This window comes from Exiguobacterium sp. s191, from assembly GCF_018618955.1.
GTDB lineage: Bacteria > Bacillota > Bacilli > Exiguobacteriales > Exiguobacteriaceae > Exiguobacterium_A > Exiguobacterium_A abrahamii.
This window is the reverse complement of record NZ_JACSNC010000004.1, coordinates 200,457-223,996: the sequence shown is the minus strand read 5'-3', so window position 1 is coordinate 223,996 and position 23,540 is coordinate 200,457. Positions and strand designations below refer to the sequence as shown.

21 protein-coding genes, 1 rRNA gene and 1 riboswitch are annotated in these 23,540 nt (G+C 50.8%); of the genes, 21 read left to right on the top strand and 1 reads right to left on the bottom strand.

Annotation, left to right across the window (positions count from 1 at the left end; translation table 11 throughout):
* Window positions 1–10 precede the first annotated feature (10 nt).
* The 21 genes from rrf to ligA all read left to right on the top strand — a co-directional run bounded on the left by rrf (window position 11) and on the right by ligA (window position 22,427).
* Window positions 11–126: ribosomal RNA gene (gene rrf / locus KNQ09_RS15690) — 5S ribosomal RNA — on the top strand.
* A gap of 99 nt (window positions 127–225) precedes the next feature.
* On the top strand, window positions 226–423 hold the full coding sequence (locus KNQ09_RS15685) for an NETI motif-containing protein (protein ID WP_023467064.1): 198 nt from the start codon (window positions 226–228) through the stop codon (window positions 421–423).
* A 209-nt stretch (window positions 424–632) separates the two neighbouring features.
* A riboswitch (purine riboswitch) is annotated at window positions 633–734 on the top strand.
* 89 nt (window positions 735–823) lie between these two features.
* Entirely contained in the window at window positions 824–1,315 is a 492-nt protein-coding gene (gene purE, locus KNQ09_RS15680) for a 5-(carboxyamino)imidazole ribonucleotide mutase (protein WP_050678980.1), read from the top strand.
* Window positions 1,312–2,415, top strand: a complete 1,104-nt coding sequence (purK, locus tag KNQ09_RS15675; RefSeq protein WP_214858960.1) for a 5-(carboxyamino)imidazole ribonucleotide synthase — start codon at window positions 1,312–1,314, stop codon at window positions 2,413–2,415. Before purE ends, purK begins: the two co-directional genes overlap by 4 nt.
* On the top strand, window positions 2,412–3,707 hold the full coding sequence (gene purB / locus KNQ09_RS15670) for an adenylosuccinate lyase (RefSeq protein ID WP_023467067.1): 1,296 nt from the start codon (window positions 2,412–2,414) through the stop codon (window positions 3,705–3,707). The genes purK and purB overlap by 4 nt, the downstream gene beginning before the upstream one ends.
* A 59-nt stretch (window positions 3,708–3,766) precedes the next feature.
* Complete coding sequence (gene purC / locus KNQ09_RS15665; protein WP_214858959.1) at window positions 3,767–4,474, top strand: phosphoribosylaminoimidazolesuccinocarboxamide synthase; 708 nt, start codon at window positions 3,767–3,769, stop codon at window positions 4,472–4,474.
* Entirely contained in the window at window positions 4,471–4,719 is a 249-nt protein-coding gene (gene purS / locus KNQ09_RS15660; RefSeq protein ID WP_023467069.1) for a phosphoribosylformylglycinamidine synthase subunit PurS, read from the top strand. The genes purC and purS overlap by 4 nt, the downstream gene beginning before the upstream one ends.
* Window positions 4,716–5,399, top strand: coding sequence for a phosphoribosylformylglycinamidine synthase subunit PurQ (gene purQ, locus KNQ09_RS15655; RefSeq protein ID WP_214858958.1), 684 nt, complete (start codon window positions 4,716–4,718; stop codon window positions 5,397–5,399). Before purS ends, purQ begins: the two co-directional genes overlap by 4 nt.
* A complete protein-coding gene (purL, locus tag KNQ09_RS15650; protein ID WP_214858957.1) occupies window positions 5,380–7,599 on the top strand; it encodes a phosphoribosylformylglycinamidine synthase subunit PurL in 2,220 nt (739 codons plus the stop codon). Before purQ ends, purL begins: the two co-directional genes overlap by 20 nt.
* Complete coding sequence (purF, locus tag KNQ09_RS15645; protein ID WP_035398966.1) at window positions 7,575–8,984, top strand: amidophosphoribosyltransferase; 1,410 nt, start codon at window positions 7,575–7,577, stop codon at window positions 8,982–8,984. The genes purL and purF overlap by 25 nt, the downstream gene beginning before the upstream one ends.
* 16 nt (window positions 8,985–9,000) lie before the next feature.
* Window positions 9,001–10,035, top strand: a complete 1,035-nt coding sequence (gene purM, locus KNQ09_RS15640; RefSeq protein WP_058713878.1) for a phosphoribosylformylglycinamidine cyclo-ligase — start codon at window positions 9,001–9,003, stop codon at window positions 10,033–10,035.
* The gene (purN, locus tag KNQ09_RS15635) at window positions 10,032–10,607 is read left to right on the top strand and encodes a phosphoribosylglycinamide formyltransferase (protein ID WP_023467073.1); all 576 of its coding nucleotides are present in this window, start codon (window positions 10,032–10,034) and stop codon (window positions 10,605–10,607) included. The genes purM and purN overlap by 4 nt, the downstream gene beginning before the upstream one ends.
* Entirely contained in the window at window positions 10,604–12,124 is a 1,521-nt protein-coding gene (purH, locus tag KNQ09_RS15630) for a bifunctional phosphoribosylaminoimidazolecarboxamide formyltransferase/IMP cyclohydrolase (RefSeq protein ID WP_029340747.1), read from the top strand. Before purN ends, purH begins: the two co-directional genes overlap by 4 nt.
* Before the next feature lie 15 nt (window positions 12,125–12,139).
* Window positions 12,140–13,402 carry a phosphoribosylamine--glycine ligase gene (purD, locus tag KNQ09_RS15625; protein ID WP_214858956.1) on the top strand — a complete coding sequence of 421 codons (1,263 nt, stop codon included), beginning with the start codon at window positions 12,140–12,142 and terminating at the stop codon, window positions 13,400–13,402.
* A gap of 210 nt (window positions 13,403–13,612) precedes the next feature.
* Window positions 13,613–15,352, top strand: a complete 1,740-nt coding sequence (locus tag KNQ09_RS15620; RefSeq protein WP_214858955.1) for an adenine deaminase C-terminal domain-containing protein — start codon at window positions 13,613–13,615, stop codon at window positions 15,350–15,352.
* A gap of 68 nt (window positions 15,353–15,420) precedes the next feature.
* Complete coding sequence (locus tag KNQ09_RS15615; protein ID WP_023467078.1) at window positions 15,421–15,735, top strand: YerC/YecD family TrpR-related protein; 315 nt, start codon at window positions 15,421–15,423, stop codon at window positions 15,733–15,735.
* A 37-nt stretch (window positions 15,736–15,772) separates the two neighbouring features.
* Complete coding sequence (locus tag KNQ09_RS15610) at window positions 15,773–17,152, top strand: TrkH family potassium uptake protein (protein ID WP_029340750.1); 1,380 nt, start codon at window positions 15,773–15,775, stop codon at window positions 17,150–17,152.
* A 12-nt stretch (window positions 17,153–17,164) separates the two neighbouring features.
* Entirely contained in the window at window positions 17,165–17,389 is a 225-nt protein-coding gene (locus KNQ09_RS15605) for a hypothetical protein (RefSeq protein ID WP_064300874.1), read from the top strand.
* Window positions 17,390–17,451: 62 nt separating this feature from the next.
* Entirely contained in the window at window positions 17,452–18,147 is a 696-nt protein-coding gene (gene pcrB, locus KNQ09_RS15600; protein ID WP_023467081.1) for a heptaprenylglyceryl phosphate synthase, read from the top strand.
* A 45-nt stretch (window positions 18,148–18,192) separates the two neighbouring features.
* Entirely contained in the window at window positions 18,193–20,418 is a 2,226-nt protein-coding gene (gene pcrA, locus KNQ09_RS15595) for a DNA helicase PcrA (protein WP_214858954.1), read from the top strand.
* 14 nt (window positions 20,419–20,432) lie between these two features.
* Window positions 20,433–22,427 carry an NAD-dependent DNA ligase LigA gene (ligA, locus tag KNQ09_RS15590; protein ID WP_214858953.1) on the top strand — a complete coding sequence of 665 codons (1,995 nt, stop codon included), beginning with the start codon at window positions 20,433–20,435 and terminating at the stop codon, window positions 22,425–22,427.
* Between the two features lie 471 nt (window positions 22,428–22,898).
* On the opposite strand, the gene KNQ09_RS15585 is transcribed toward ligA, so the two are convergent.
* Window positions 22,899–23,480, bottom strand: a complete 582-nt coding sequence (locus KNQ09_RS15585; protein WP_050678992.1) for a class D sortase — start codon at window positions 23,478–23,480, stop codon at window positions 22,899–22,901.
* Window positions 23,481–23,540: the final 60 nt, after the last annotated feature.

Sequence of the window (23,540 nt, the reverse complement as noted above, 5' to 3'; positions counted from 1 at the left end):
AGCCCGATCGTCTGGTGACGATAGCCAAGTGGTCACACCCGTTCCCATGCCGAACACGGAAGTTAAGCACTTGAACGCCGAAAGTAGTTGGGGGCTTCCCCCTGTGAGGATAGGACGTTGCCAGGCAAACGGTGGTTCTGGAGCATACGCTCAAGGGCCGCCGCTTTTTTGTGTCTTTTTGTAGAAAGACATGTATCCATTTTAATGAAGGGACTGAACAGGGATATGGCGAAAAAAACGAAACTACGCGTAGCCGTCGAAGAGAACGAGACGATTGGTGCCTGTTTGGATCGTATCGATGCCATGGGATACCGCCCGACGGTCCGACGAGAAGAACCGATCTTTGGATTAGACGCTAATGGCGAACCGTATCCAATTCGTCAGCAAATCGTCTTCGATTGCAAAGTGAAAGAGAACGAATAACTGCCTAGAGCATCCTCCGAATCATGTGGAGGGTGCTTTTTTTAGTGCTTGATTCCATGTGATGCCTTTCAAGAAAATAAACTCCGAATGGACACTAGATGAAATCAGAAAAACTACTTTTAAAACCGAACGATAAATTTTCAGACAATTAAATTGTTCGCCTTTGGTTGACGCCTTGGGATGGACTTGTTAAGATGAAGTCGTGACAGGATGATTGAATATAAACACCTCGTATAATAGCAGGGATATGGCTTGCAAGTTTCTACCCAACGACCCTAAATCGTTGGACTATGGGGTATATGGATGTTCGTCGATATTTCTTTGGCGTACCTTTTTATACCCTAAGCCACCCTTTTAGCCGTGGTTTGGGCTTTTTTTATGCACAAAGGAGGAAACAGCGATGGGAAATGCAGAAGTCGGCGTCATCATGGGAAGTCAATCGGATTGGGAAACGATGAAACATACATGTGATGTGTTGGAGCAACTTGAGATTCCGTACGAAAAGAAAGTCGTTTCCGCACACCGGACACCGGATCTAATGTTTCGTTATGCTGAATCAGCACGTGAACGAGGACTGAAGGTCATCATTGCCGGTGCAGGCGGTGCTGCTCATCTACCGGGCATGGTCGCCGCTAAAACGACATTACCCGTCGTCGGTGTTCCTGTGAAAAGTAGAGCGCTCCAAGGAATTGATTCCTTGCTCTCGATCGTTCAAATGCCAGGTGGTGTACCGGTCGCAACGGTTGCCATCGGAGAAGCAGGCGCAAAAAACGCCGGATTGCTAGCTGCTCAAATTCTTTCGATTCAAGATGAACGACTTGCCCGCAAGCTCGATCATATGCGAGTCGAACTAGAAGGAGACGTCATTGCATCTGGAGGAAACTTGCTATGAAACGAATCGGGATATTAGGCGGCGGTCAACTTGGTCGAATGATGGCTTTGTCGGCGCGTGAGATGGGCTTTGAGATTTTGACACTCGATCCAACGGACAACGCACCATGTGCGCAAGTGGCGGATCAACATATTAAAGCTCCCTTTACGGATGTCGAGGCAGCGAGACAGCTCGCAGCTGAATCAGATGTCGTCACCTACGAATTCGAGAACATCTCGACGGAAGTCGCTGAAGCGATCGGGACGAAACTGATTCACGGAACGGATCTCCTCTTTCAAACGCAGCATCGGGTTCGGGAAAAAGAGATGATTGAACGCATTGGGCACTCTGTCGCTCCGTACCATCCGGTGACACATCCTTCTGACTTAGAGGAAGCAAAACAGCGACTCGGACTACCGTTCGTCTTGAAGACAGCACGATTCGGCTATGACGGAAAAGGACAGACCGTCATCCGGACGGAAGAACAGTTCCAAGCGGCAATCGAACGATTCGAACCGACTGAGTATGTCGCAGAACAATGGTTACCGTTTGATCAGGAAATTTCCGTCATCGTCACTCGAAGCGCAACAGAGACTCGTGTTTTCCCGGTCAGTGAGAACATTCATCAAGAGAACATTTTGCATCTATCGATCGTACCGGCACGCATTTCCGAGTCACTCGAACAAGAAGCAATTGCGCTCGCTGAATCGATCGCGGATGCCGTCGGGCTGATCGGTACACTAGCCATCGAGTTGTTCGTCGTTGGTTCTCGACTAATCGTCAATGAACTAGCACCCCGACCACACAATTCGGGTCACTATTCGATTGATGCTTGCGAAACATCCCAATTCGAGCAACATATCCGTGCCATCAGTGGTCTCCCACTCGGTGATACCCGTCTGACGACACCGGTCGTCATGGCGAACATCCTGGGTCAGCATGTCACAGCATTATACGAGGAACTACCGAGACTAAACGCTCGGACGAAAGTTCACTTATATGGAAAAGCAGAAGCCAAGACAGGACGCAAGATGGGCCATTTGAACATTCTTGCGGATACCGTCGACGATGCTTTGGCAGAAGTCGAACGCCTGTCGATATGGAAGGAGACAGTTCAATGATCGAACGGTATACACGTCCTGAGATGAAAGCAATCTGGACCGAACAAAATAAATTCGAGGCTTGGTTAAAAGTCGAGATTCTTGCATGTGAAGCATGGAGTGAACTAGGTGTCATTCCGAAAGAGGACGTCCAGTTGCTTTGGGACAATGCCTCCTTTGATGTCAACCGCATCCTTGAGATCGAACAAGAGACACGTCATGATGTCATCGCCTTTACGCGTGCCGTCTCTGAAACACTCGGAGAAGAACGCAAGTGGGTGCATTACGGACTCACGTCAACGGACGTCGTCGATACAGCACTCTCGTATTTGTTGAAGCAAGCAAACGACATTCTTGCTGCGGATCTTGATCGGTTCATCGAAATCTTAAAAGTCAAAGCGAACGAACATAAATATACGGTCATGATGGGACGCACACATGGCGTACATGCAGAACCGACGACGTTCGGTCTGAAACTAGCGCTTTGGTATGAAGAGATGAAGCGGAATAAAGTTCGTTTCGAAGCAGCGCGTGAGACGGTCGAATACGGCAAGATGTCGGGTGCCGTCGGAACATTCGCGAACATCGATCCGTTCATTGAAAAGTATGTCTGCGAAAAGTTAGGAACAAAACCAGCTCCGGTCTCCACGCAAACGTTACAACGCGATCGTCATGCACACTACATGTCGACACTGGCTTTGATCGCGACATCGATCGAAAAGATGGCAACGGAAATCCGAGGTCTGCAAAAAACGGAAACACGTGAAGTCGAAGAATTCTTCGCTAAAGGTCAAAAAGGATCATCGGCGATGCCGCACAAGCGAAATCCGATCGGTTCAGAGAACATGACAGGTCTTGCTCGAGTCATCCGTGGACACATGGTGACGGCATACGAGAACGTCTCACTCTGGCACGAACGTGACATCTCGCATTCTTCGGCAGAACGCATCATTCTTCCGGATGCGACAGGACTACTCAACTATATGTTGAACCGTTTCGGAAACATCGTGAAGAACTTGACGGTCTTCCCGGACAACATGAAGCGGAACATGGACCGGACGTTTGGTGTCATCTTCTCTGGACATGTCTTACTCGCTTTAATCGAAAAAGGCTGGTCGCGTGAAGCAGCGTATGATTTCGTTCAACCGCGTGCGATGCAGGCGTGGGAAGAACAAATCATGTTCCGTGACTTATTGTGGCAAGAACAGGACATTCAACAGCTTTTCACAGAAGAAGAGCTCGATGCGTGTTTCGATCCGACGTATCATACGAGTCGTGTCGATGAAATCTTTGAACGGTGTGGCTTGAACTAATCAACCTGAGACGGGGCACGTGCCCCGTCTACATCTTAGGATCATGGGGGACGAAAGCGATGCAACCACTTTATGAAGGAAAAGCAAAACGATTGTACACGACGCAGGAGCAGGATGTGCTCCGGATCGTCTATAAAGACGAGGCCACGGCATTCAACGGCGAGAAAAAAGAAGTCTTTGCTGGAAAAGGCGAATTGAACAACCGGTTGACGAGTCATTTCTTTGAAATCCTCGAACAAGCGGGCATTCCGACACATTTCATTGAACGTGTCTCGGAGCGCGAACAGCTCGTACGTCGTGTCACCATCATTCCACTCGAAGTCGTCGTCCGAAACGTCGTCGCGGGAAGCTTGAGTAAACGGCTCGGTATCGAAGAAGGTACGGTGCTCGAAACACCAATCGTTGAGTTCTACTATAAAGATGATACGTTAGGCGATCCACTCGTCACCTCATCACACATCAATTTACTGAAGATTGCGACTTCTGAAGAGTTGAAACAGTTGTCGGACAAGGCGCTTCGCGTAAACGAAGTATTGCAACCCTACTTCCGTCAAAACGGAATCAAGTTGATTGATTTTAAATTGGAGTACGGCAAGACGGCAGACGGAACGATTCTACTGGCAGATGAGATTTCACCTGATACATGCCGCCTGTGGGATCAGGCGACAGGAGAACATCTCGATAAAGATGTCTTCCGTCGCAATATCGGTTCACTGACAGAGACTTATCAAACATTATTCAATCGCCTAGGGGGAAACACACAATGAAAAAAGTCATCGTATCGATCGCATTACGGGAAAGCATTTTAGATCCACAAGGAGTTGCTGTAAAAGGCGGATTGCAACAGCTTGGTTTTACGGGTGTCGAGAGTGTTCGAATCGGAAAACAGATTGAACTGCTCGTTGAAACGGAAACGACAGAAGCGATGATTCATGAGATGTGTCAAAAATTACTCGTCAACACAGTGATGGAAGATTACCAGATTACGATCGAAGAGGTGACGCCAGCATGAAGTTCGCGGTCATCGTCTTTCCGGGATCGAACTGTGATTTAGATATGTACCATGCGGTCAAGGATGCTCTCGGAGAAGAAGCTGAATACGTCTTCCATACCGAAACATCACTTGAAGGCTATGACGGCGTCCTGTTACCGGGCGGATTCTCCTACGGAGATTACCTTCGTTGCGGCGCGATCACGCGCTTCTCACCGATCATGGAAGAAGTCAAACGTTTTGCGGCAGAAGGGAAAACGGTCCTCGGGGTATGTAACGGATTCCAGATCCTTGTCGAAGCCGGACTCTTACCAGGTGTCTTGCACCGCAACAACGGCTTGAAGTTCATGTGCCGGACGGTTGAACTGAAGGTTGAAAACACGAAGACACGTTTTACATCGGATTATCTGCCAGGCGAGACGATCTCGATTCCAATCGCGCACGGTGAAGGAAACTACTACTGTGACGATGCGACTTACGCGATGCTCCAAACGAACGGACAAATCGCCTTCACGTATGTCGATAATCCGAACGGCTCACGCGGTGATATCGCCGGGATTACGAACAAAGCCGGCAACGTTCTCGGGATGATGCCACACCCGGAACGAGCGGTCGAGTTATTGACTGGCGGAACAGATGGACTAAAACTCTTTACTTCACTCGTCAAACAGGGGGCACACCATGCTAAAACAACAGTCTGAACCAACACCAGAATTGATTCAAGAGCAACGCGTCTATACCACGATGGGCTTGAGTGATACAGAATACCAGATGGTCGTCGATTTACTCGGACGCCAACCGAACTATACGGAAACAGGATTGTTCTCAGTCATGTGGTCCGAGCATTGTTCATACAAGACATCTAAACCTGTCCTCCGTCAATTCCCGACGACTGGACCACGTGTCTTACAAGGACCAGGGGAAGGTGCAGGTGTCGTTGATATCGGCGATGAGCAGGCAGTCGTCTTTAAGATCGAAAGCCACAACCATCCATCCGCTGTTGAACCGTATCAAGGGGCTGCGACAGGCGTCGGCGGAATCATTCGTGACATCTTCTCGATGGGCGCACGACCGGTCGCACTCATGAACTCGCTCCGTTTCGGTCATCTCGGTACACCACGTGTCAATCAACTGTTCGAACAAGTCGTCGCCGGAATCGCGGGTTATGGCAACTGTGTCGGGATCCCAACGATCGGTGGCGAAATCGGATTTGATCGCTCGTATGAAGGCAATCCACTCGTCAACGCGATGTGTATCGGTTTAATCAACCATGCGGATATTCAAAAAGGTCAGGCAAAAGGTGTCGGGAACTCAGTCATGTACGTCGGTGCAGCTACTGGACGCGACGGAATTCATGGTGCGACGTTTGCCTCTGAGGATCTCGGAGAGGATACGGAAGCAAAACGTCCGGCTGTTCAAGTCGGTGATCCATTCATGGAGAAGTTATTGATTGAAGCTTGTCTTGAAATCGTCGGGCATCCGGCACTCGTCGGGATGCAGGACATGGGTGCTGCTGGACTGACATCGTCTTCAGCAGAGATGGCTTCAAAAGCCGGTATGGGCATCGAGATGCACCTCGATGACGTCCCGCAACGAGAGACAGGGATGACTGCCTACGAAATGATGCTCTCGGAATCACAAGAGCGGATGTTACTCGTCGTCAAGCGTGGTCGCGAAGCAGAGATCGAAGCAATCGTCAGCAAATGGGGACTCCATGCCGTTCACGTCGGAGAAGTCATTGAAGAGAAAGTCTTACGGTTGATTCATCATGGAGATATCGTGGCAGAAGTTCCGGTTGATGCGTTAGCGGAAGAAGCACCAGTCTACGAAAAACCATCCCGCGTTCCTGCGTATTATGAAGAATTCCAAGCGATGGAAGAGACGCTTCCAGTCGTTGAAGACGTCGTTGAGACATGGCGGGCGTTACTCCGTCAGCCGACGATCGCTTCAAAACGTTGGGTCTACGATCAGTACGATCATATGGTCCAGACATCGACCGTCGTCGCACCAGGATCAGATGCAGCCGTCATTCGTGTCCGCGGCACGAACAAAGCGCTCGCGATGACGACCGACTGTAACAGCCGCTTCGTTTACTTGGATCCATACGTCGGTGGACAGATTGCGGTTGCGGAAGCAGCACGTAATATCGTCGCGAGTGGGGCGACACCACTCGCCATCACGGATTGTCTGAACTTCGGAAATCCGGATAAACCAGAAGGCTTCTGGCAGTTGCAACAAGCAACAGCCGGTATGGCCGAAGCATGTCGTGTCCTTGAGACACCTGTCATCGGTGGAAACGTCTCACTCTACAACGAGTCAGCCGGTCAAGCGGTTCATCCGACACCGGTCGTCGGAATGGTTGGCTTACACGAGCAAACCGAATGGATCACGACGCAACACGTCAAACAAGCTGGTGACCAGATCTATCTATTAGGAGAAACAACAGCCGAGTTTGGTGGTAGTGAGCTTCAATATATGCAATTCGGTAAATCATTCGGTCGCGCACCACAGATTGATTTAGCCGTCGAACACGCACGCTTACAATTGTTACAGCAGGCAGTACAAGCAGGTGAAGTCAATGCGATGCATGATGTATCAGAAGGTGGTCTCGCAATCGCTCTCGCTGAGATGACGTTTGGGACGAACCTCGGGTTGACGGTTCAGTTTGACGGACCAACGTTACACCTGTTCAGCGAATCGCAATCACGCTTCATCGTCACTGTGCCACAAGCGCACGTCACAGCATTCGAACAACGGACTGGTGCTCAAGCGATCGGTGTCGTTACGAACGATGAGCTTCTCGTCATCGAAACGGCAGAGACACGGATCGAAGCAGACCGTTCGACCTTACAGGGAGACTGGGAAGGAGCAATCGCGTGTTATATGACATCAAAGGACTAAATGAGGAGTGTGGCGTCTTCGGGATTTTCGGACAACCGAATGCAGCGCAACTCGCCTATTACGGCTTGCATAGCTTGCAACATCGGGGACAGGAAGGGGCAGGCATCGTCACGAGTGACGGTGACGACCTCTTCCCGCACCGCGGGCAAGGACTCGTAACGGAAGTCTTTTCGGAAGAGACACTGACGAATCTGAAAGGACATCATGCAATCGGACATGTCCGGTATTCGACAGCAGGAGGAAACACGCTTGAGAACACTCAACCGCTGCATTTCAAATCGCGGACGGGAGATCTCGCCCTCGCACATAACGGAAACCTCGTCAACGCGGATTCACTGAAGCACCTGTTAGAAGCAGAAGGTGCCATTTTTCAGACGACGAGTGATACGGAAGTCGTCGCCCATCTCGTCAAACGCAGTAAGCTCGACACACTCGAAGACCGGATTGCTGACAGTCTCGCGCGTCTCGTCGGGGCATTCGCTTTTCTTTTCTTAACGGAAGACACGTTATTCGTGGCGGTCGATCCACACGGGTTGCGTCCACTGTCACTCGGGAAGACACCGGACGGCGGCATCGTATTCGCGTCAGAGACATGTGCCTTTGATATCGTCGGTGCGGAGTTCATTCGTGATATCGAGCCAGGGGAGCTCGTAACGATCACAGAACACGGCATGTCGTCTCGTCAATACATGGAACCACGTGAACGGGCGATGTGTTCGATGGAATACATCTACTTCTCACGTCCGGATTCAATCATTGATGGCGTCAACGTCCATACGGCTCGCAAAGCACTTGGGAAAAAGATGTATGAAGAAGCACCGGTCGAAGCAGACGTCGTTACCGGAGTGCCGGATTCAAGTATTTCGGCAGCGATCGGTTACGCGGAAGCGAGTGGAATTCCATATGAAATGGGATTGATCAAGAATCGGTATGTCGGACGGACGTTCATCCAGCCGTCACAGGAGTTACGGGAACGTGGGGTCAAAATGAAGTTGTCCGCGCTACGCGGCGTCGTACAAGGAAAGCGTGTCATCATGGTCGATGATTCAATCGTCCGGGGAACGACGAGTCGTCGCATCGTCGGTTTGTTACGTGAAGCGGGTGCGACGGAGGTGCACGTCCGTATCACGGCACCACCGATCACGAATCCATGTTATTACGGGATTGATACTTCGTCGAAGGAAGAACTGATCTCTGCTCGGTTGATGCCGGAAGAAATCCGTCAGGAAATCGGTGCGGATTCACTTGAATTCTTGACTGTACCGGGCATGGTCGATGCCATCGATCGCCCGTTCGATGGACCGTTAAAAGGACAATGTACCGCTTGCTTCACAGGAGAGTATCCGACACCGCTCGGTTCGCTCGAGTTAGAAGCTAAACTTTGATAGATGGGGGAAGAACATGAGCAAACATTACGAAGCAGCAGGTGTGAGTCTGACAGCAGGATATGAGTCAGTCACCCGAATGAAAAAACACGTCGCCCGTTCGATGCGCAAAGAAGTATTGACGGGACTCGGTAGCTTTGGTGCGATGTTCGACCTCAGCCAATTGCAGTTGAAAGAACCGGTCCTTGTCAGTGGGACAGACGGTGTCGGTACGAAGCTCAAGCTCGCCTTCGCACTGGAACAACACGATACGATTGGAATCGACTGTGTCGCGATGTGTGTGAACGATATCATCGTCCAAGGCGCGGAACCACTTTATTTCCTTGACTACATCGCGCTCGGTCAGGCAATTCCGGCGAAGATCGAACGGATCGTCGCAGGTGTCGCAGAAGGTTGCGTCCAGGCGGGATGTACGTTAATCGGCGGCGAGACAGCGGAAATGCCAGGGATGTATGCGGACGGCGAATATGATATCGCCGGGTTCGCCGTCGGTGCCGTCGAGAAACAAAAATTGATCACAGGTGATAAGGTCGCAGCAGGAGATGTCATTCTCGGTCTCGCTTCGTCCGGCGTCCATTCAAATGGGTTCTCACTTGTTCGTAAAATCGTCGCCGACAGTGGTCTCCGATACGAAGATGAAGTCATGATGCTCGGTCATACGCTCGGAAATGCGCTCCTCATGCCAACACGTATCTATGTCGAAGCGGTCAAAGCAGCCCTTGAGACGGAAAAGATCCAAGCGATGGTTCATATTACGGGTGGGGGATTCTACGAGAACGTACCACGCGTCTTGCCAGAAGGTCTCGGTGCATCGTTCGACCCGAAAAAGTGGCCGACGTTACCAGTCTTCGACTGGCTCGAGCAAGCGGGTGACCTTCCACGACATGACATGTATAATGTCTTCAACATGGGGATTGGTTTCATGTTGATCGTCAAACCAGAAGATGTCGCGGAAGTAACAGCACGCCTCGCTCGTGAAAATGAGACGGCGTACGTGATTGGTCACGTGACCGATCAAGAAGGTGTTCGAATTCAAGGAGTCGACGCATGAAGATTGCCTGTTTTGCATCAGGAAGCGGTAGTAATGTCGAAGCACTTTTTGAAGCAATCGAGGCAGGAACGTTACATGCCTCGATTGAACTGATCGTCTGCGATCAACCGGACGCAGCAGTCATTGAACGGGCGAAACGACGCGGATGTGACGTCTTCGTCTTTCGGGCGAAGGACTATCCGGATAAACCGAGTTTTGAGCGGGAAATCATTGCCCGTCTTGAAGCAAAAGGCGTTGAACGGATCATTCTCGCCGGCTATATGCGATTGATTGGGGAAGAGTTGCTCGGACGATACGCAGGGCGGATCGTCAACATCCACCCGTCGCTACTGCCGGCCTTCCCGGGAAAAGATGCGATCGGACAAGCATTTCGTGGCGGAGTTAAAATCACAGGTGTTACAATTCATATAGTCGATGAAGGCATGGACACAGGACCGATCATGGCCCAAGAAGCCGTCCGGATTACAGAAGAGATGACGCGTGAAACATTGCAACAAGCGATTCAGCGTGTCGAACATAGACTGTATCCGCAAGTCATCGAAGAGTGGATGAAAGAGGAGGCAAACGTATGAGAGCGTTAATTAGTGTGTCGGATAAAACAGGAATCGTCGAATTAGGACGAGCGTTCCATGAAGCAGGGATCGAGCTCGTCTCGACAGGCGGAACACATCAAGCATTAGAGGAAGCTGGGCTTCCGGTCATTGGTATCAGTGAAGTCACACAATTCCCAGAAATGCTCGATGGGCGTGTCAAGACGCTCCATCCAATGGTTCATGGTGGATTACTCGGTCGTCGTGATCTTGAATCCCATCGTGAGCAGATGGCTGCGCAACAGATTCAACCGATTGATTTCGTCGTCGTCAATCTGTATCCGTTCAAGCAGACGGTCTTACAAGAAGACGTCGCCTATGCCGATGCGATCGAGAACATCGATATCGGTGGACCAAGCATGTTGCGTTCAGCAGCGAAAAACCACGCAGCTGTCACGGTCGTCGTCGATCCAGCTGATTACGAAACGGTCGTTGCTGAGATTCGTGAAGGCGGTACGACGTTTGAGACACGTCAACGTCTTGCAGCGAAAGCCTTCCGGCATACAGCGGCGTACGACGCGTTGATAGCGGATTATTTCTTGACGCAAACAGGCGAGAAGTTCCCCGATCAGTTGACGATCACGCTTGAGAAAGTTCAGGATCTCCGTTACGGAGAAAATCCACACCAAGAAGCAGCCTTCTATAAAACACCGATTTACCGTGGGGCTTCCCTTGCTTCAGCGAAACAGTTACACGGTAAAGAGTTGTCGTATAACAACATTCAAGATGCGAACGCTGCACTTGAAATTCTCGACGAGTTCCGCGAAGCAGCAGCCGTCGTCGTCAAACACATGAACCCATGTGGTGTTGCCGTCGGTCCAACGATCGGAGAGGCATTCCGCCGCGCTCATGCAGCCGATCCAGTGTCGATCTTTGGTGGCATCGTCGCCTTGAACCGTGAAGTCGATTTAGAGACAGCAGAACAATTGAGCGGTATCTTCCTTGAGATCATCATCGCTCCATCCTTCACAGAAGAAGCATTCGCCTTGTTGTCAGCGAAAAAGAACATCCGTCTGCTTGAACTCGACGTCAAGCGTGTCCAAGCGATCCGTTATACGGCAGTCGCTGGCGGCATGCTCGTCCAAGACAGTGACGATGAGACGCTCGATGATGCAGCAGCACGTGTCGTGACAGACCGCAAACCGACAGCAGCGGAATGGGAGGACTTGAAACTCGCATGGCGCGCCGTCAAACACGTCAAGTCGAATGCCATCGTTCTCGCGAAGGACGAAGTGACGGTCGGTGTTGGTGCAGGACAGATGAACCGTGTTGGTTCAGCGAACATCGCGATTACGCAAGCCGGAGAAAAAGCAGTTGGCGCGTCCCTTGCTTCCGATGCTTTCTTCCCAATGGGTGATACGGTCGAAGCGGCAGCAGCAGCTGGCATTACAGCAATTATCCAACCAGGCGGCTCGATTCGCGACCAAGAGTCGATCGATGCGTGTAACAAACATGGCATTACGATGGTCTTTACAAACGTTCGACATTTCAAACACTAAGCGGAGGCGATTTGAATGAAGGTATTGGTGATTGGTAAAGGCGGGCGTGAACACGCGCTCGTCTGGAAGCTGGCACAGGATGAACGGATCGAGACCGTGTATGCTGCGCCTGGGAATGCCGGGATGACACAAGCCACATGTGTTCCGATCGCCGAAGATGCTATCGATGAACTCGTGGCGTTCGCACAAGACGAACAGATCGATTGGACGATTGTCGGACCAGAAGGACCACTCGTTCTCGGAGTCGTTAACGCCTTTCAGGCAGCGGGACTGCAAATCTTCGGACCAACACGGGAAGCGGCAGCGATCGAAGGAAGTAAGCAGTTCGCGAAAGAATTGATGGAGCGTGCCGGTATTCCGACCGCTGCTCACGCCGTCTTTACTTCAGCAGCAGATGCAGAGGCGTATGTTCGCAAAGCGGGTGCACCGATCGTCATCAAAGCCGATGGACTTGCTGCCGGAAAAGGAGTCACGGTCGCAGAAACCGTGGACCAGGCGCTTGTTGCAATCCACGATACGTTTGCCGGAGAATACGGTCAACAAAGCCGCGTCGTCATCGAAGAATGCCTGATCGGGGAAGAGTGTTCGTTGATGGCATTCGTGCACGAAGAGACGGTCATCCCGATGGTATTGTCGCAAGATCATAAACGGGCGTTTGACGGTGACTTAGGTCCGAACACAGGAGGCATGGGCGCGTATTCTCCGCTTCCTCAGTGGGACGAAGCAGCGTTGACGACAGAAGCTGTTGATCGCATCATTCAGCCGCTCGTCGATCAGATGGCAAGCGAAGGAATTCCGTTCACCGGCTTCCTCTATGCCGGTCTGATGCTGACGAAACAAGGACCATTCGTCATCGAGTTCAATGCCCGGTTCGGTGATCCGGAAACAGAGGTCATTCTTCCGCGCTTAGAGACGCCGTTGCTTGATGTCATCATGCCGCTGATGGACGGACAGATACCAGAAGTCGTTTGGACGGATCAAGCAGCTGTCGGTGTCGTCGTCGCAGCAGAAGGATATCCGGAAGCGCCAAAAACGGGACAAGCGATTCCACTTGATCAGATCGGGAACGGTCTTCTCGTCTTTCATGCCGGAACGGCAGAACGAGACGATCAACTTGTCTCAGCTGGTGGACGTGTCCTCGTATGTGTCAGCCGTGCCGAGACGATCGAGCAGGCTGTCGAACAGGTCTATGCGAACTTACCAGACGTGACGAATCAACCATTCTTTTACCGAACTGATATCGCTCAAAAAGCCTTTCGTGCCTCGCATGAATTATGATATCTGAACCAGACGTGCTCGAAGGAGCCGCGTCTGGTTTTTTGTTTCTTGGCGAAGTGCACGAAAAGATTTGTCTTCCATGGCGAATTTGTGTTATTTTGACCAAATGAATCCGGAACGGGGCAAAACTTCTTGAAACTTACTTAGCAACATTTTAGTATAAGAACTATAAGAAAGCGTTTTCAATAAAACAAAGGAGGTCGAGCTTTCGTGAAAAAAAATTGTGGAAGATCCCCTTGGACGAAATCTGAAGTACGAACACACCAAGCGGTCATCAGCGGAAAGCTTGCACCGACACTTGTCATACAGAATGCCACTTACCTGAATCATGGTGTCAAAGCATGGCGGACGGCGAACATCTGGATCAGTGGCGACCGGATCGTCTATGTCGGTCCAGAGATGCCGGAACAAGCCGATGCGTATCATGATGCGACAGGTCAATATATCGTACCTGGTTACATTGAACCCCATGCCCATCCGTTTCAACTTTACAATCCAGCGAGTCTTGCAAAATTCGCAGCAGAGCGGGGAACATCGACGCTCGTCAACGACAATATGTTGTTATTATTAGAGCCGACGGAGCAAGCGTTTGCTCAAGTTGAGGCGCTAGCAGACTTACCGACCTCGATGTACTGGTGGGCACGACTCGACGCACAAACCGAGCTTGATGCCGACAGTATCTCGATCGATAATCGCCGGATTCAAGCGTGGCTCAAGCATCCACAAGTCATCCAAGCAGGTGAGTTGACGGGATGGCCACGTCTCTCGCAAGGAGATGATGAACTGCTTCACTGGATGCAGGATGCGATTAAACTCGGAAAACCGATCGAAGGTCATTTTCCTGGTGCTTCAGCGAAGACGCTGACGAAGATGGCGCTTTATGGCGTGACGAGTGATCATGAAGCGATGACGGTTGAAGAAGCGATGACACGTCTTGAACTTGGCTACACGACGACGATTCGTTATTCATCGATTCGTCCAGATTTACCGGATATTTTTAAAGGTCTCGTCGAAGCAGGGTTGACGCAGTTTGATAAGGTACTCGTGACGACAGATGGTTCAACGCCGTCCTTTTATAAAGCAGGCATGATGGACGAGACGATTCGATTGATGATTGAGGCAGGCATCCCGGTCGAAGAAGCGTACCGGATCGCGTCGTACAATGCAGCGCGTCATTTTAATCTCGATCATCTACTCGGGAGTATCGCACCTGGACGAATCGCGCATCTCAATTTCCTTGAGGCAAAAGATGCACCGACACCTGTCGCCGTGCTTGCGCGCGGCACATGGGTCCGTCAAGCCGACATCCCCTGTTACCCGGCAGAAGCGCTTGATGCTGTCTATGCGCTCATGCCACGCTCGGAAGTCCAGGTTTCCTTAACGGAACAGGATTTTTCGTTTAGCATGCCGGTTGGTCTTGAGATGGTCAATTCCGTCATCATGAAGCTCTATCAAGTCGAACACGATACAAGTGTGCCTGTGCTACCGGCAGGATGTGATGAATCCTTCCTGATGTTACTCGACCGGGAAGGGAAGTGGCGACTGAATACCGTTCTGAAAAACTTTGCGACACAAGTCGGTGGTCTCGTCAGTTCGTACTCGATTAGCGGCGATATCTTGATGATTGGTAAATCGAAACGAGACATGCAAGTCGCGTTTGATCGCATGAAAGCGTTCGGCGGCGGAATCGTTCTCGTCGAGGACGGAGAAGTCATCGCTGAAGTTCCGTTGACCTTGATGGGGCAGACGTCCGACTTGCCACTCGAAGATTTGATCGTTCAGGAAACCGCTCTACGGGAAGCATTGTTCGAACGCGGTTATGCGTTTGAAGATCCTGTCTATACGTTGCTATTCCTAGCGTCAACTCACTTGCCATATGTGCGGATCACGCCGCAGGGAATATACGAAGTCCTTCGGAAAAAAGTCCTTTTCCCAGCGATTTTGCGATGATGCTTGAATTTTAAAACGTCGCGCTTTAAACTATTAAAGAGCAATTGAATGGGAAAGGGAGTCACAAGATGCAACTCGATAAATTGCGTGGAAAAGAATTGGATCAGTTATTTACAGCCATCATGAAGATGGATTCATTAGAAGATTGTTATACGTTGTTCGAAGACTTAGCGACCGTCAACGAAATCCAGGCGCTCGCCCAACGTCTTGAAGTCGCACGTCAATTACGTGAAGGCAATACGTATCACAAAATCGAAAAGGCGACCGGTGCTTCAACAGCAACGATTTCGCGTGTCAAACGTTGCTTGAACTACGGTTCGGGCGGTTATGATCTGGCGCTTGCCCGCCTAGGTCTTATCGAGCAAGAAGTAGCGGATAACTAATGTTATCCGCTACTTCTATGAAGGGGGGCGTGTCATATTGGATTTTGCGTTACAACATAAAATTCAGCATTTCATTCGAAGGCTGACGCCCATCCAGTCGCTCGTCATCATCTATTTCGTTGCAGTCATCATCGGAATCATCATGCTCGGTCTGCCGTGGTCGACCAAGGGAGACTACAACTGGGATTTCACGGACCTCGTCTTCATGGCGGTCAGTTGTGTCAGTGTCACTGGTTTGACGACGGTCTCGGTCTCAGAAACCTTCACGACGTTCGGCTACTTCATGATCATGATTTTAGTGCAAGTCAGCGGAATCGGTTTGATGTCGCTTCATATCGCGATGTGGGTCATTCTCGGAAAACGAATCGGCTTTCGGGAACGCCAACTCGTCGTCCGAGATCAGAACCAGACGACGATGCAAGGGGTCGTCAAATACATTCGCGAAGTCATCTTGATCATCGTCTCGATTGAATTGATCGGGGCATTGATTCTCGGGCTGTACTATACGAAATATTTTCCGACACTAGGTGAAGCGATGCTCCAAGGACTGTTCGGATCGGTCAGTGCGACGACGAATGCTGGTTTTGATATCACGGGTGAATCGTTACTACCGTTTCGTGGTGATTTGTTCGTCGTCTTCATGCAAATTTTGTTACTGACACTTGGTGCGATCGGCTTTCCGGTACTCGTCGAAGTCCGGCGCTACATCTCGTACCGGGCGACACGCCAAGCGACACGTCAACCGTATCATTTTTCACTGTTTACAAAATTGACGGCGTCAACGTTCTTCATTCTCGTCCTATTCGGAACGGTAGCATTGCTGCTATTTGAATGGAACCAATCCTTTAAAGGTTTACCGATCGATGAGAAGCTCGTCGACGCCTTGTTCCAATCCGTCACGACCCGAAACGGGGGATTGACGACGGTCGACATCACCTCCTTCTCACAAGCGTCGATTTTCGTCCTGTCGCTCTTGATGTTCATCGGGGCGTCACCGTCTTCCGTTGGTGGGGGGATTCGAACGACGACGTTCGCGGTCGCCGTCTTGAGTGTCATCGCCTTCATCCGAGGCGAATACGGCATCAAAATCTTTGGTCGTGAGATTGGTCAGTCGGACATCTGGAAAGCCTTCGTCGTCATCGTCGTCTCGACTGGTGTGACGATGGTCGGATTGATCGTCTTGTTGCTTGTCGAGGATGCCCCGTTCCTCGTGCTGTTTTTTGAAGCCTGTTCGGCGTTCGGAACGACCGGTCTATCGCTCGGCATCACGGATCAACTATCGGATATCGGAAAATGGACGTTGTCCGTGCTGATGTTCATCGGTCGAATCGGTGTCATCTCGTTCGTTCTTCTCTTGAAGGCGAACCAACCGAAACGTAACTATAACTATCCGAAGGAATCCGTCATCATCGGATAAGGAGGCTCTTTTATGAAACGTGCCTTTTGGATCAACTTCGCCTATATCTTTGCTGTTCCTGTCTTACCGTTTTTGGCGCTCGTCAACGGCCGAGCACTCTGTTCACCGGATTCACCGTTACTGGACGTCCCGATACTCGGCTTCTTTTTGGCAGAACCGTGGGCGTTCGTGCCGGTATATGCTGTCTTTGCGTTGTTACTGGCGTCACTCTTGACGAAACGACGGACACACGTCTGACCATCTCGCCCTGCGCGAGATGGTTTTTTGTTTTATACTGAATGTGGAATGAGAAAGAGAGGATGGGACGAACCGTGTTATTACCTTTTAATGAATGGCGACATGTCTTTAAACTAGATCCAGCAAAACCAATTGATGATGCTAGCCTGCAGGCGATTGCGACGTCCGGAACGGATGCGATTCTTGTCGGTGGAACAGATGACATCACACTCGATGCGACGCTTGATCTCTTGATGCGTTTGCGCCGGTATCCAGTCGCAGTGGCACTCGAGATTTCTGAACTCGAAGCCGCGACGATGGGATTTGATACGTATCTGACACCGACGGTCCTGAATGCCGGTACATTAGAGTACGTCGTCGAAAAACAAGTCGAGGCGTTAGAACAAGTCGGTCATATGCTGGCGCATGCTGATCTTGTCGGGGAAGGGTATATCGTCCTGAATCCTGATGCGAAGGTCGCGCGTGTGACACAAGCAAAACCGCTAACATTAGATGAGACCGTCGCTTATGCGCAGTTAGCGGATAGCGTCTTCCGTCTACCTGTCGTGTATCTCGAATACAGCGGCGTTTACGGAGAACCGGAACGAGTAGCAGCCGTTCGCGATGTCTTGAAACAGGCACGCCTGTTTTACGGTGGAGGAATCGACTCCGAGGAGCGAGCGCGTGAGATGCTGCAGTATGCGGATACGATCGTCGTCGGGAACGTCATTTATGAGGATTTAAAAGCAGCGCTTGCGACTGTCGCAGCGACACGATAAAATATAGGAACAAAAGTTCGGAATATAAGAAATGAGGCTATTGATATGTTTAATTTGAGTGAACAGCTCGTCAGTGGACTAAACCCTGAGCAAGCAAGAGCAGTCAAGCATACGGAAGGTCCACTGCTGATCATGGCAGGAGCCGGTTCCGGGAAGACACGCGTCCTGACACATCGGGTCGCTTATTTGATGGCGGCTAAACAAGTCGCACCGTGGAACATCCTCGCGATTACGTTCACGAACAAGGCGGCGCGGGAAATGCGAGACCGGATCGGTCGTTTGGTCGGTGGTGTCGCGAACGATATTTGGGTCTCGACCTTCCACTCGATGTGCGTCCGGATGTTACGTCGCGACATCGATCAGCTTGGATACGATCGCAACTTCACGATTCTTGATTCAAGTGATCAGCAGTCGGCGATCAAGCTCGTCTTAAAGGAACAAAACTTGGACCCGAAAAAATGGGATCCACGTTCGATGCTGACGATCATCTCGTCACAGAAAAATGAATTACGCAGTGCTGAATTCTACGCCTCGATCGTGACGAGCCCGTATGAAAAGACCGTTGCTGAAATCTATAAAGGATATGAAGCGGTCTTACGCCGGAACAACGCGCTCGACTTTGATGATTTGATCGGAAAAACGACGGAATTGTTCAAGAAGAGTCCGGATGTCCTTGCTTACTATCAGAAGAAGTTCCGCTACATTCATGTCGATGAGTATCAAGATACGAACAAAGCCCAGTATGATCTCGTCAACCTGTTAGCATCGGGACATCAGAATCTCTGTGTCGTTGGAGACTCGGATCAGTCGATCTATCGCTGGCGTGGTGCTGACATCGCGAACATCCTCTCGTTCGAAGAGGACTATCCGAATGCAGCTGTCATCTTACTCGAGCAAAACTACCGTTCTTCCAAACGAATCTTGGAAGCAGCCAACCATGTCATCCAAAACAACTCGACACGCAAAGATAAGAAACTTTGGACAGATAATGATGAAGGCGAGAAGCTCGTCGTTCATACGGCGGAGAATGAGCGGGAAGAAGCCTTTTATATCGTTCAAGAGATTCGGAACTCGCTTCGTTACGGGATGAAACTGAGCGATATCGCGATTCTGTACCGGACGAACGCACAATCGCGTGCGATCGAGGAAACGCTTCTGAAGTCGAACGTTCCGTACAAAATGATCGGCGGCACGAAGTTCTACGATCGTAAAGAGATCAAGGACGTGCTCGCTTATCTCCGATTGATTTCGAATCCAGATGAAGACCTGTCCTTCGCGCGGATCGTCAACGAACCAAAACGCGGGATTGGTGCAACGACGATTGATAAGCTGCGTGATTTCGCCGACTTACAAGGCGTGTCATTGATGCAAGCGATTCGCGATATCGAATTGTCGAGTATCGCACCGAAGACGGCAGCGAAGCTGACGGATTTCCGGACGATGATTCTCGGACTCAGCCAAATGCAAGAATTCATCAGCCTGTCGGAACTGGTCGAAGAAGTACTCGAGAAATCAGGCTATCGTCAAGTGCTGAAGGAAGATAAGACGCTTGAAGCACAAAGTCGTCTCGAGAACATCAACGAGTTCATCACCGTTGCACAAAACTTCGAGAAGGAGACGGCGAAAGCCGATCCAGAAGACCGGACGATCATCGCCTTCTTGACTGATTTGACACTCGTCGCCGATGTCGATTCACTCGACGAGACGGATCCAGAAGAACAAGTCACGTTGATGACGCTCCACTCGGCAAAAGGACTCGAGTTCCCGGTCGTCTTCTTGATTGGGATGGAGGAAGGGTTGTTCCCACATAGCCGCTCGCTTCAAGATAAAGACGAGATGGAAGAAGAACGTCGCCTCGCGTACGTCGGGATCACACGTGCTGAGAAACGCCTTTACTTGTCACACGCGCGGATGCGCTCCCTGTACGGACGAACGAATGCGAACCAAGAATCACGGTTCCTAGCAGAGCTGCCGGAAGTCGTCATCGAGCGGACCGGTAAAAAAGCGAAGCCACTCCCATGGGAAGACCGCCCTGTTCCGCAAGGCAAAGCCGTCATCGGTCGCTCGATCAGTAAACCGACAGCAATGAAGACGTCAGGTGCGGAAACGCTCGGTTGGTCGGTCGGAGATAAGGCAGAGCACGGGAAATGGGGACTTGGTACAGTCGTCCAGACTCGTGGTGACGGGGATAATCTTGAAATCGATATCGCATTCCCAGCAGTCGGAATCAAACGATTGCTCGCGAAATTCGCACCGATTAAAAAGGTATGACGGGAGGTCCACAGATGGACGCAAGCCAGCGTATAGATGAGATTCGTCAAACATTGAACAGATACAGCTACGAATACTACGTACTGGATCAACCAACGGTACCGGATGCGACGTACGATCAATTGCTTCGTGAACTGACGGAGTTAGAAACAGAGCATCCAGAACTGATCACATCGGATTCGCCGACGCAACGCGTCGGAGCAGCACCGCTCGAAGCGTTCGAGAAGGTGACGCATGATTTACCGATGCTGTCGCTCGGAAACGTCTTTGATGAGACGGAAATTCGCGAATGGGTCGCTCGGATTGAGCGGTCGCTCGGACGTTCGACGACGTATGTCGCCGAACTGAAATTCGATGGACTTGCCATCTCGCTGAAATACGAAGACGGGCGATTCGTCCGTGGGGCGACTCGTGGCGATGGAACAGTCGGCGAAAACATCACGCAGAATCTACGGACGATCAAAGCGTTACCGCTTCGTTTGCAGACAGAAGCGACGATCGAAGTCCGCGGTGAGGCTTACATGCCGAAACAATCGTTCGAACGCTTGAATAAAGACCGGGCTAGCCGAGAAGAGACATTGTTCGCGAATCCGCGTAACGCGGCCGCAGGTAGTCTGCGTCAGCTGGATTCGTCAATCACAGCGTCGCGTAATCTGTCGTTATTCGTGTATGGCGTCGGTGTCAATACGTTGACGGCCCGTTCACATAGCGAAGCGATGGCACAACTTGCCTCACTTGGGTTACCGACCAATCAACATATGCAGACGTGTGAGACGGTGGAAGAGATTCTTGCCTACATCGCGCACTGGACGGAAGCACGCGCGAGCCTGCCATATGAGATCGACGGAATCGTCTTGAAAGTCGATCGATACGATGATCAGGAGGAGCTCGGCTTCACAGCAAAAAGTCCCCGCTTCGCGACAGCCTATAAGTTTGCGGCGGAAGAAGTCATGACGACGGTAGAAGACGTTGATTTCAGTGTCGGTCGGACCGGGAAAGTCACACCTCGCGCCCGTTTTGCACCGGTCGTCGTCGCAGGATCGACGGTGACGTATGCGACACTACACAACGCTGACTTCATCGCTGAAAAAGATATCCGCCTTCAGGACTCGGTCATCATTAAAAAAGCGGGCGATGTCATCCCGGCAGTCGTACAAGTCGTCACGGCAGAGCGAACGGGGGAAGAGACACCGATCGTCTTCCCGACGCATTGTCCGGCCTGTCAGTCGGAACTTGTCCGTCTCGAAGGTGAAGTCGACATCCGCTGTGTCAGTCCGGAATGCCCGGCGCAATTGATGGAAGGCATCATTCACTTCGTTTCGCGTCAAGCGATGAACATCGATGGTCTCGGTGAAAAAGTCGTTCGTCAATTGTATGACCATGAAGCGATCCGGACGATTGCCGATTTATATCGACTCGATCGTGAGGAATTATTGACGTTTGACCGCATGGGTGAGACGTCCGTCGATAAATTGCTTGCGGCGATCGAAGCCTCGAAACAGAACTCGGTCGAGCGTCTCTTGTTTGGTCTCGGAATCCGACTCGTCGGTCAAAAAGCGGCGTATCTCTTAGCGGAACGTTTTGATTCGTTAGCAGGGATTGCGGCTGCAAGCTACGATGAGATTGTCGCAATCGATGGCATTGGGGGGAAAATCGCAGATTCAATCGTGAAGTACTTCGAGCATCCGGAAGCACAGGCATTGATTCGTGATTTGGAACAACTCGGTGTCAATCAACATTTCCTTGGTGAACGGGTCGATCAGACGAATGCACCGCTCGGCGGCAAAACGATCGTCTTGACGGGGACGCTCGAGAGCTTAAAACGGTCAGAGGCCGGTAAACGACTCGAAGCACTCGGAGCCGATGTGACAGGAAGTGTCAGTAAAAAGACGGACGTACTCGTCGCAGGGGAAAAGGCAGGCTCTAAACTGACGAAAGCGGAATCGCTTGGTATCGAAATTTGGGATGAAGCGCGTCTGTTAGAAGAATTAGCTAAACACGAAGCGTGAAGAGAATGAATGAGAACGATCAAATAAAAAGGAAGGCGGAATTCCGCCTTCCTTTGAAACTGAAGATAGTGTGCAATTTTTCTCTAACGAGAAGGATTGCGCTTTTTTTGTTCGTCTCGCATCGTTTTCCTGGGACAAGCATCGCGCCGCTTCGCTTCGCTGCAGGGTCGCTCTTGCTTGTTTTTCCCTAGGAAGCGATGTCGAGGGAACAAAACGCTTCTCTGATCTTTCTTCCGGGGATAAAAAAGAATGACGCGTCATACGCCACTCCTACAGGAAAAAGCGCGATTTTGCGCTGTCAGAGACAAACGAGACCCGTTTTCCTGCTCGAATGGAGCGGGAAAACCGGCTTGTGTCTCGCCTGAGGAAAGGGCGTGAAAAGACGTGTCATTTTTTGAGTCATCCTTCTTTTTGTCTATAATCTGAAAGGAAGGTGGAATTCCGCCTTCCTTCTATTCGTGTTCATCCTTGTCACGAAGCAATCGTCTCGCTCCGAATCAAAGTACCTTGTTTGATGAGACGATTCGTTGCCGTTTCGGGTGGATCACAGGTGATCAATGTGATGGTTGGGGAAGCGACGGATTGGTCGAGAACGGACAATGTCGTCGGTGTGACAAGACGACTGGATGTGATGCGGTACGTATACCGATGTGTTTTTGTCGTGACGACGACGGTATCGCCTTTTTTGACGTCAGGCAGACGATTGAAGTGAAGTCCTTCCGTGAAACTTCGGTGTCCGGCGAGCGCATAATTGCCTTTTCCAGGTGATCCGGTTTCTGGAATATGACCGATACTACGGTCCAACACTGCTGTCGTCGAACCCTCTAAGATGACTTGTTCAAAATCAATGCTTGGAATCGAGAGCAATCCGACACCAGATGTAGCAAGGGGTTGTTTTGTCTCTTTCGCATCGACGGTCTTCAAACTTTTGGTCCATTGTTCCTTTAAATTTGCTGCTTCCTGTTCACGCTGATAGTCACTGATGAAGGGCCAAGCAATAAGGGCGATGCCTGCCAGTAAAAAAAGCAGACCGATGAATTTACGACGTGTCATGAGAAAAAGTCCTTTCGGATACGCAAGAGCGCATCATCTTTTTTGAAAATCAGGGGAAAA

Bases quoted from the DNA above. Each gene is read 5' to 3' on its own strand.
- KNQ09_RS15685 (WP_023467064.1), top strand. From the start codon at position 226: ATGGCGAAAAAAACGAAACTACGCGTAGCCGTCGAAGAGAACGAGACG.
- purE (WP_050678980.1), top strand. From the start codon at position 824: ATGGGAAATGCAGAAGTCGGCGTCATCATGGGAAGTCAATCGGATTGG.
- purK (WP_214858960.1), top strand. From the start codon at position 1,312: ATGAAACGAATCGGGATATTAGGCGGCGGTCAACTTGGTCGAATGATG.
- purB (WP_023467067.1), top strand. From the start codon at position 2,412: ATGATCGAACGGTATACACGTCCTGAGATGAAAGCAATCTGGACCGAA.
- purC (WP_214858959.1), top strand. From the start codon at position 3,767: ATGCAACCACTTTATGAAGGAAAAGCAAAACGATTGTACACGACGCAG.
- purS (WP_023467069.1), top strand. From the start codon at position 4,471: ATGAAAAAAGTCATCGTATCGATCGCATTACGGGAAAGCATTTTAGAT.
- purQ (WP_214858958.1), top strand. From the start codon at position 4,716: ATGAAGTTCGCGGTCATCGTCTTTCCGGGATCGAACTGTGATTTAGAT.
- purL (WP_214858957.1), top strand. From the start codon at position 5,380: ATGCTAAAACAACAGTCTGAACCAACACCAGAATTGATTCAAGAGCAA.
- purM (WP_058713878.1), top strand. From the start codon at position 9,001: ATGAGCAAACATTACGAAGCAGCAGGTGTGAGTCTGACAGCAGGATAT.
- purN (WP_023467073.1), top strand. From the start codon at position 10,032: ATGAAGATTGCCTGTTTTGCATCAGGAAGCGGTAGTAATGTCGAAGCA.
- purH (WP_029340747.1), top strand. From the start codon at position 10,604: ATGAGAGCGTTAATTAGTGTGTCGGATAAAACAGGAATCGTCGAATTA.
- purD (WP_214858956.1), top strand. From the start codon at position 12,140: ATGAAGGTATTGGTGATTGGTAAAGGCGGGCGTGAACACGCGCTCGTC.
- KNQ09_RS15615 (WP_023467078.1), top strand. From the start codon at position 15,421: ATGCAACTCGATAAATTGCGTGGAAAAGAATTGGATCAGTTATTTACA.
- KNQ09_RS15605 (WP_064300874.1), top strand. From the start codon at position 17,165: ATGAAACGTGCCTTTTGGATCAACTTCGCCTATATCTTTGCTGTTCCT.
- pcrB (WP_023467081.1), top strand. From the start codon at position 17,452: ATGGGACGAACCGTGTTATTACCTTTTAATGAATGGCGACATGTCTTT.
- pcrA (WP_214858954.1), top strand. From the start codon at position 18,193: ATGTTTAATTTGAGTGAACAGCTCGTCAGTGGACTAAACCCTGAGCAA.
- ligA (WP_214858953.1), top strand. From the start codon at position 20,433: ATGGACGCAAGCCAGCGTATAGATGAGATTCGTCAAACATTGAACAGA.
- KNQ09_RS15585 (WP_050678992.1), bottom strand. From the start codon at position 23,480: ATGACACGTCGTAAATTCATCGGTCTGCTTTTTTTACTGGCAGGCATC.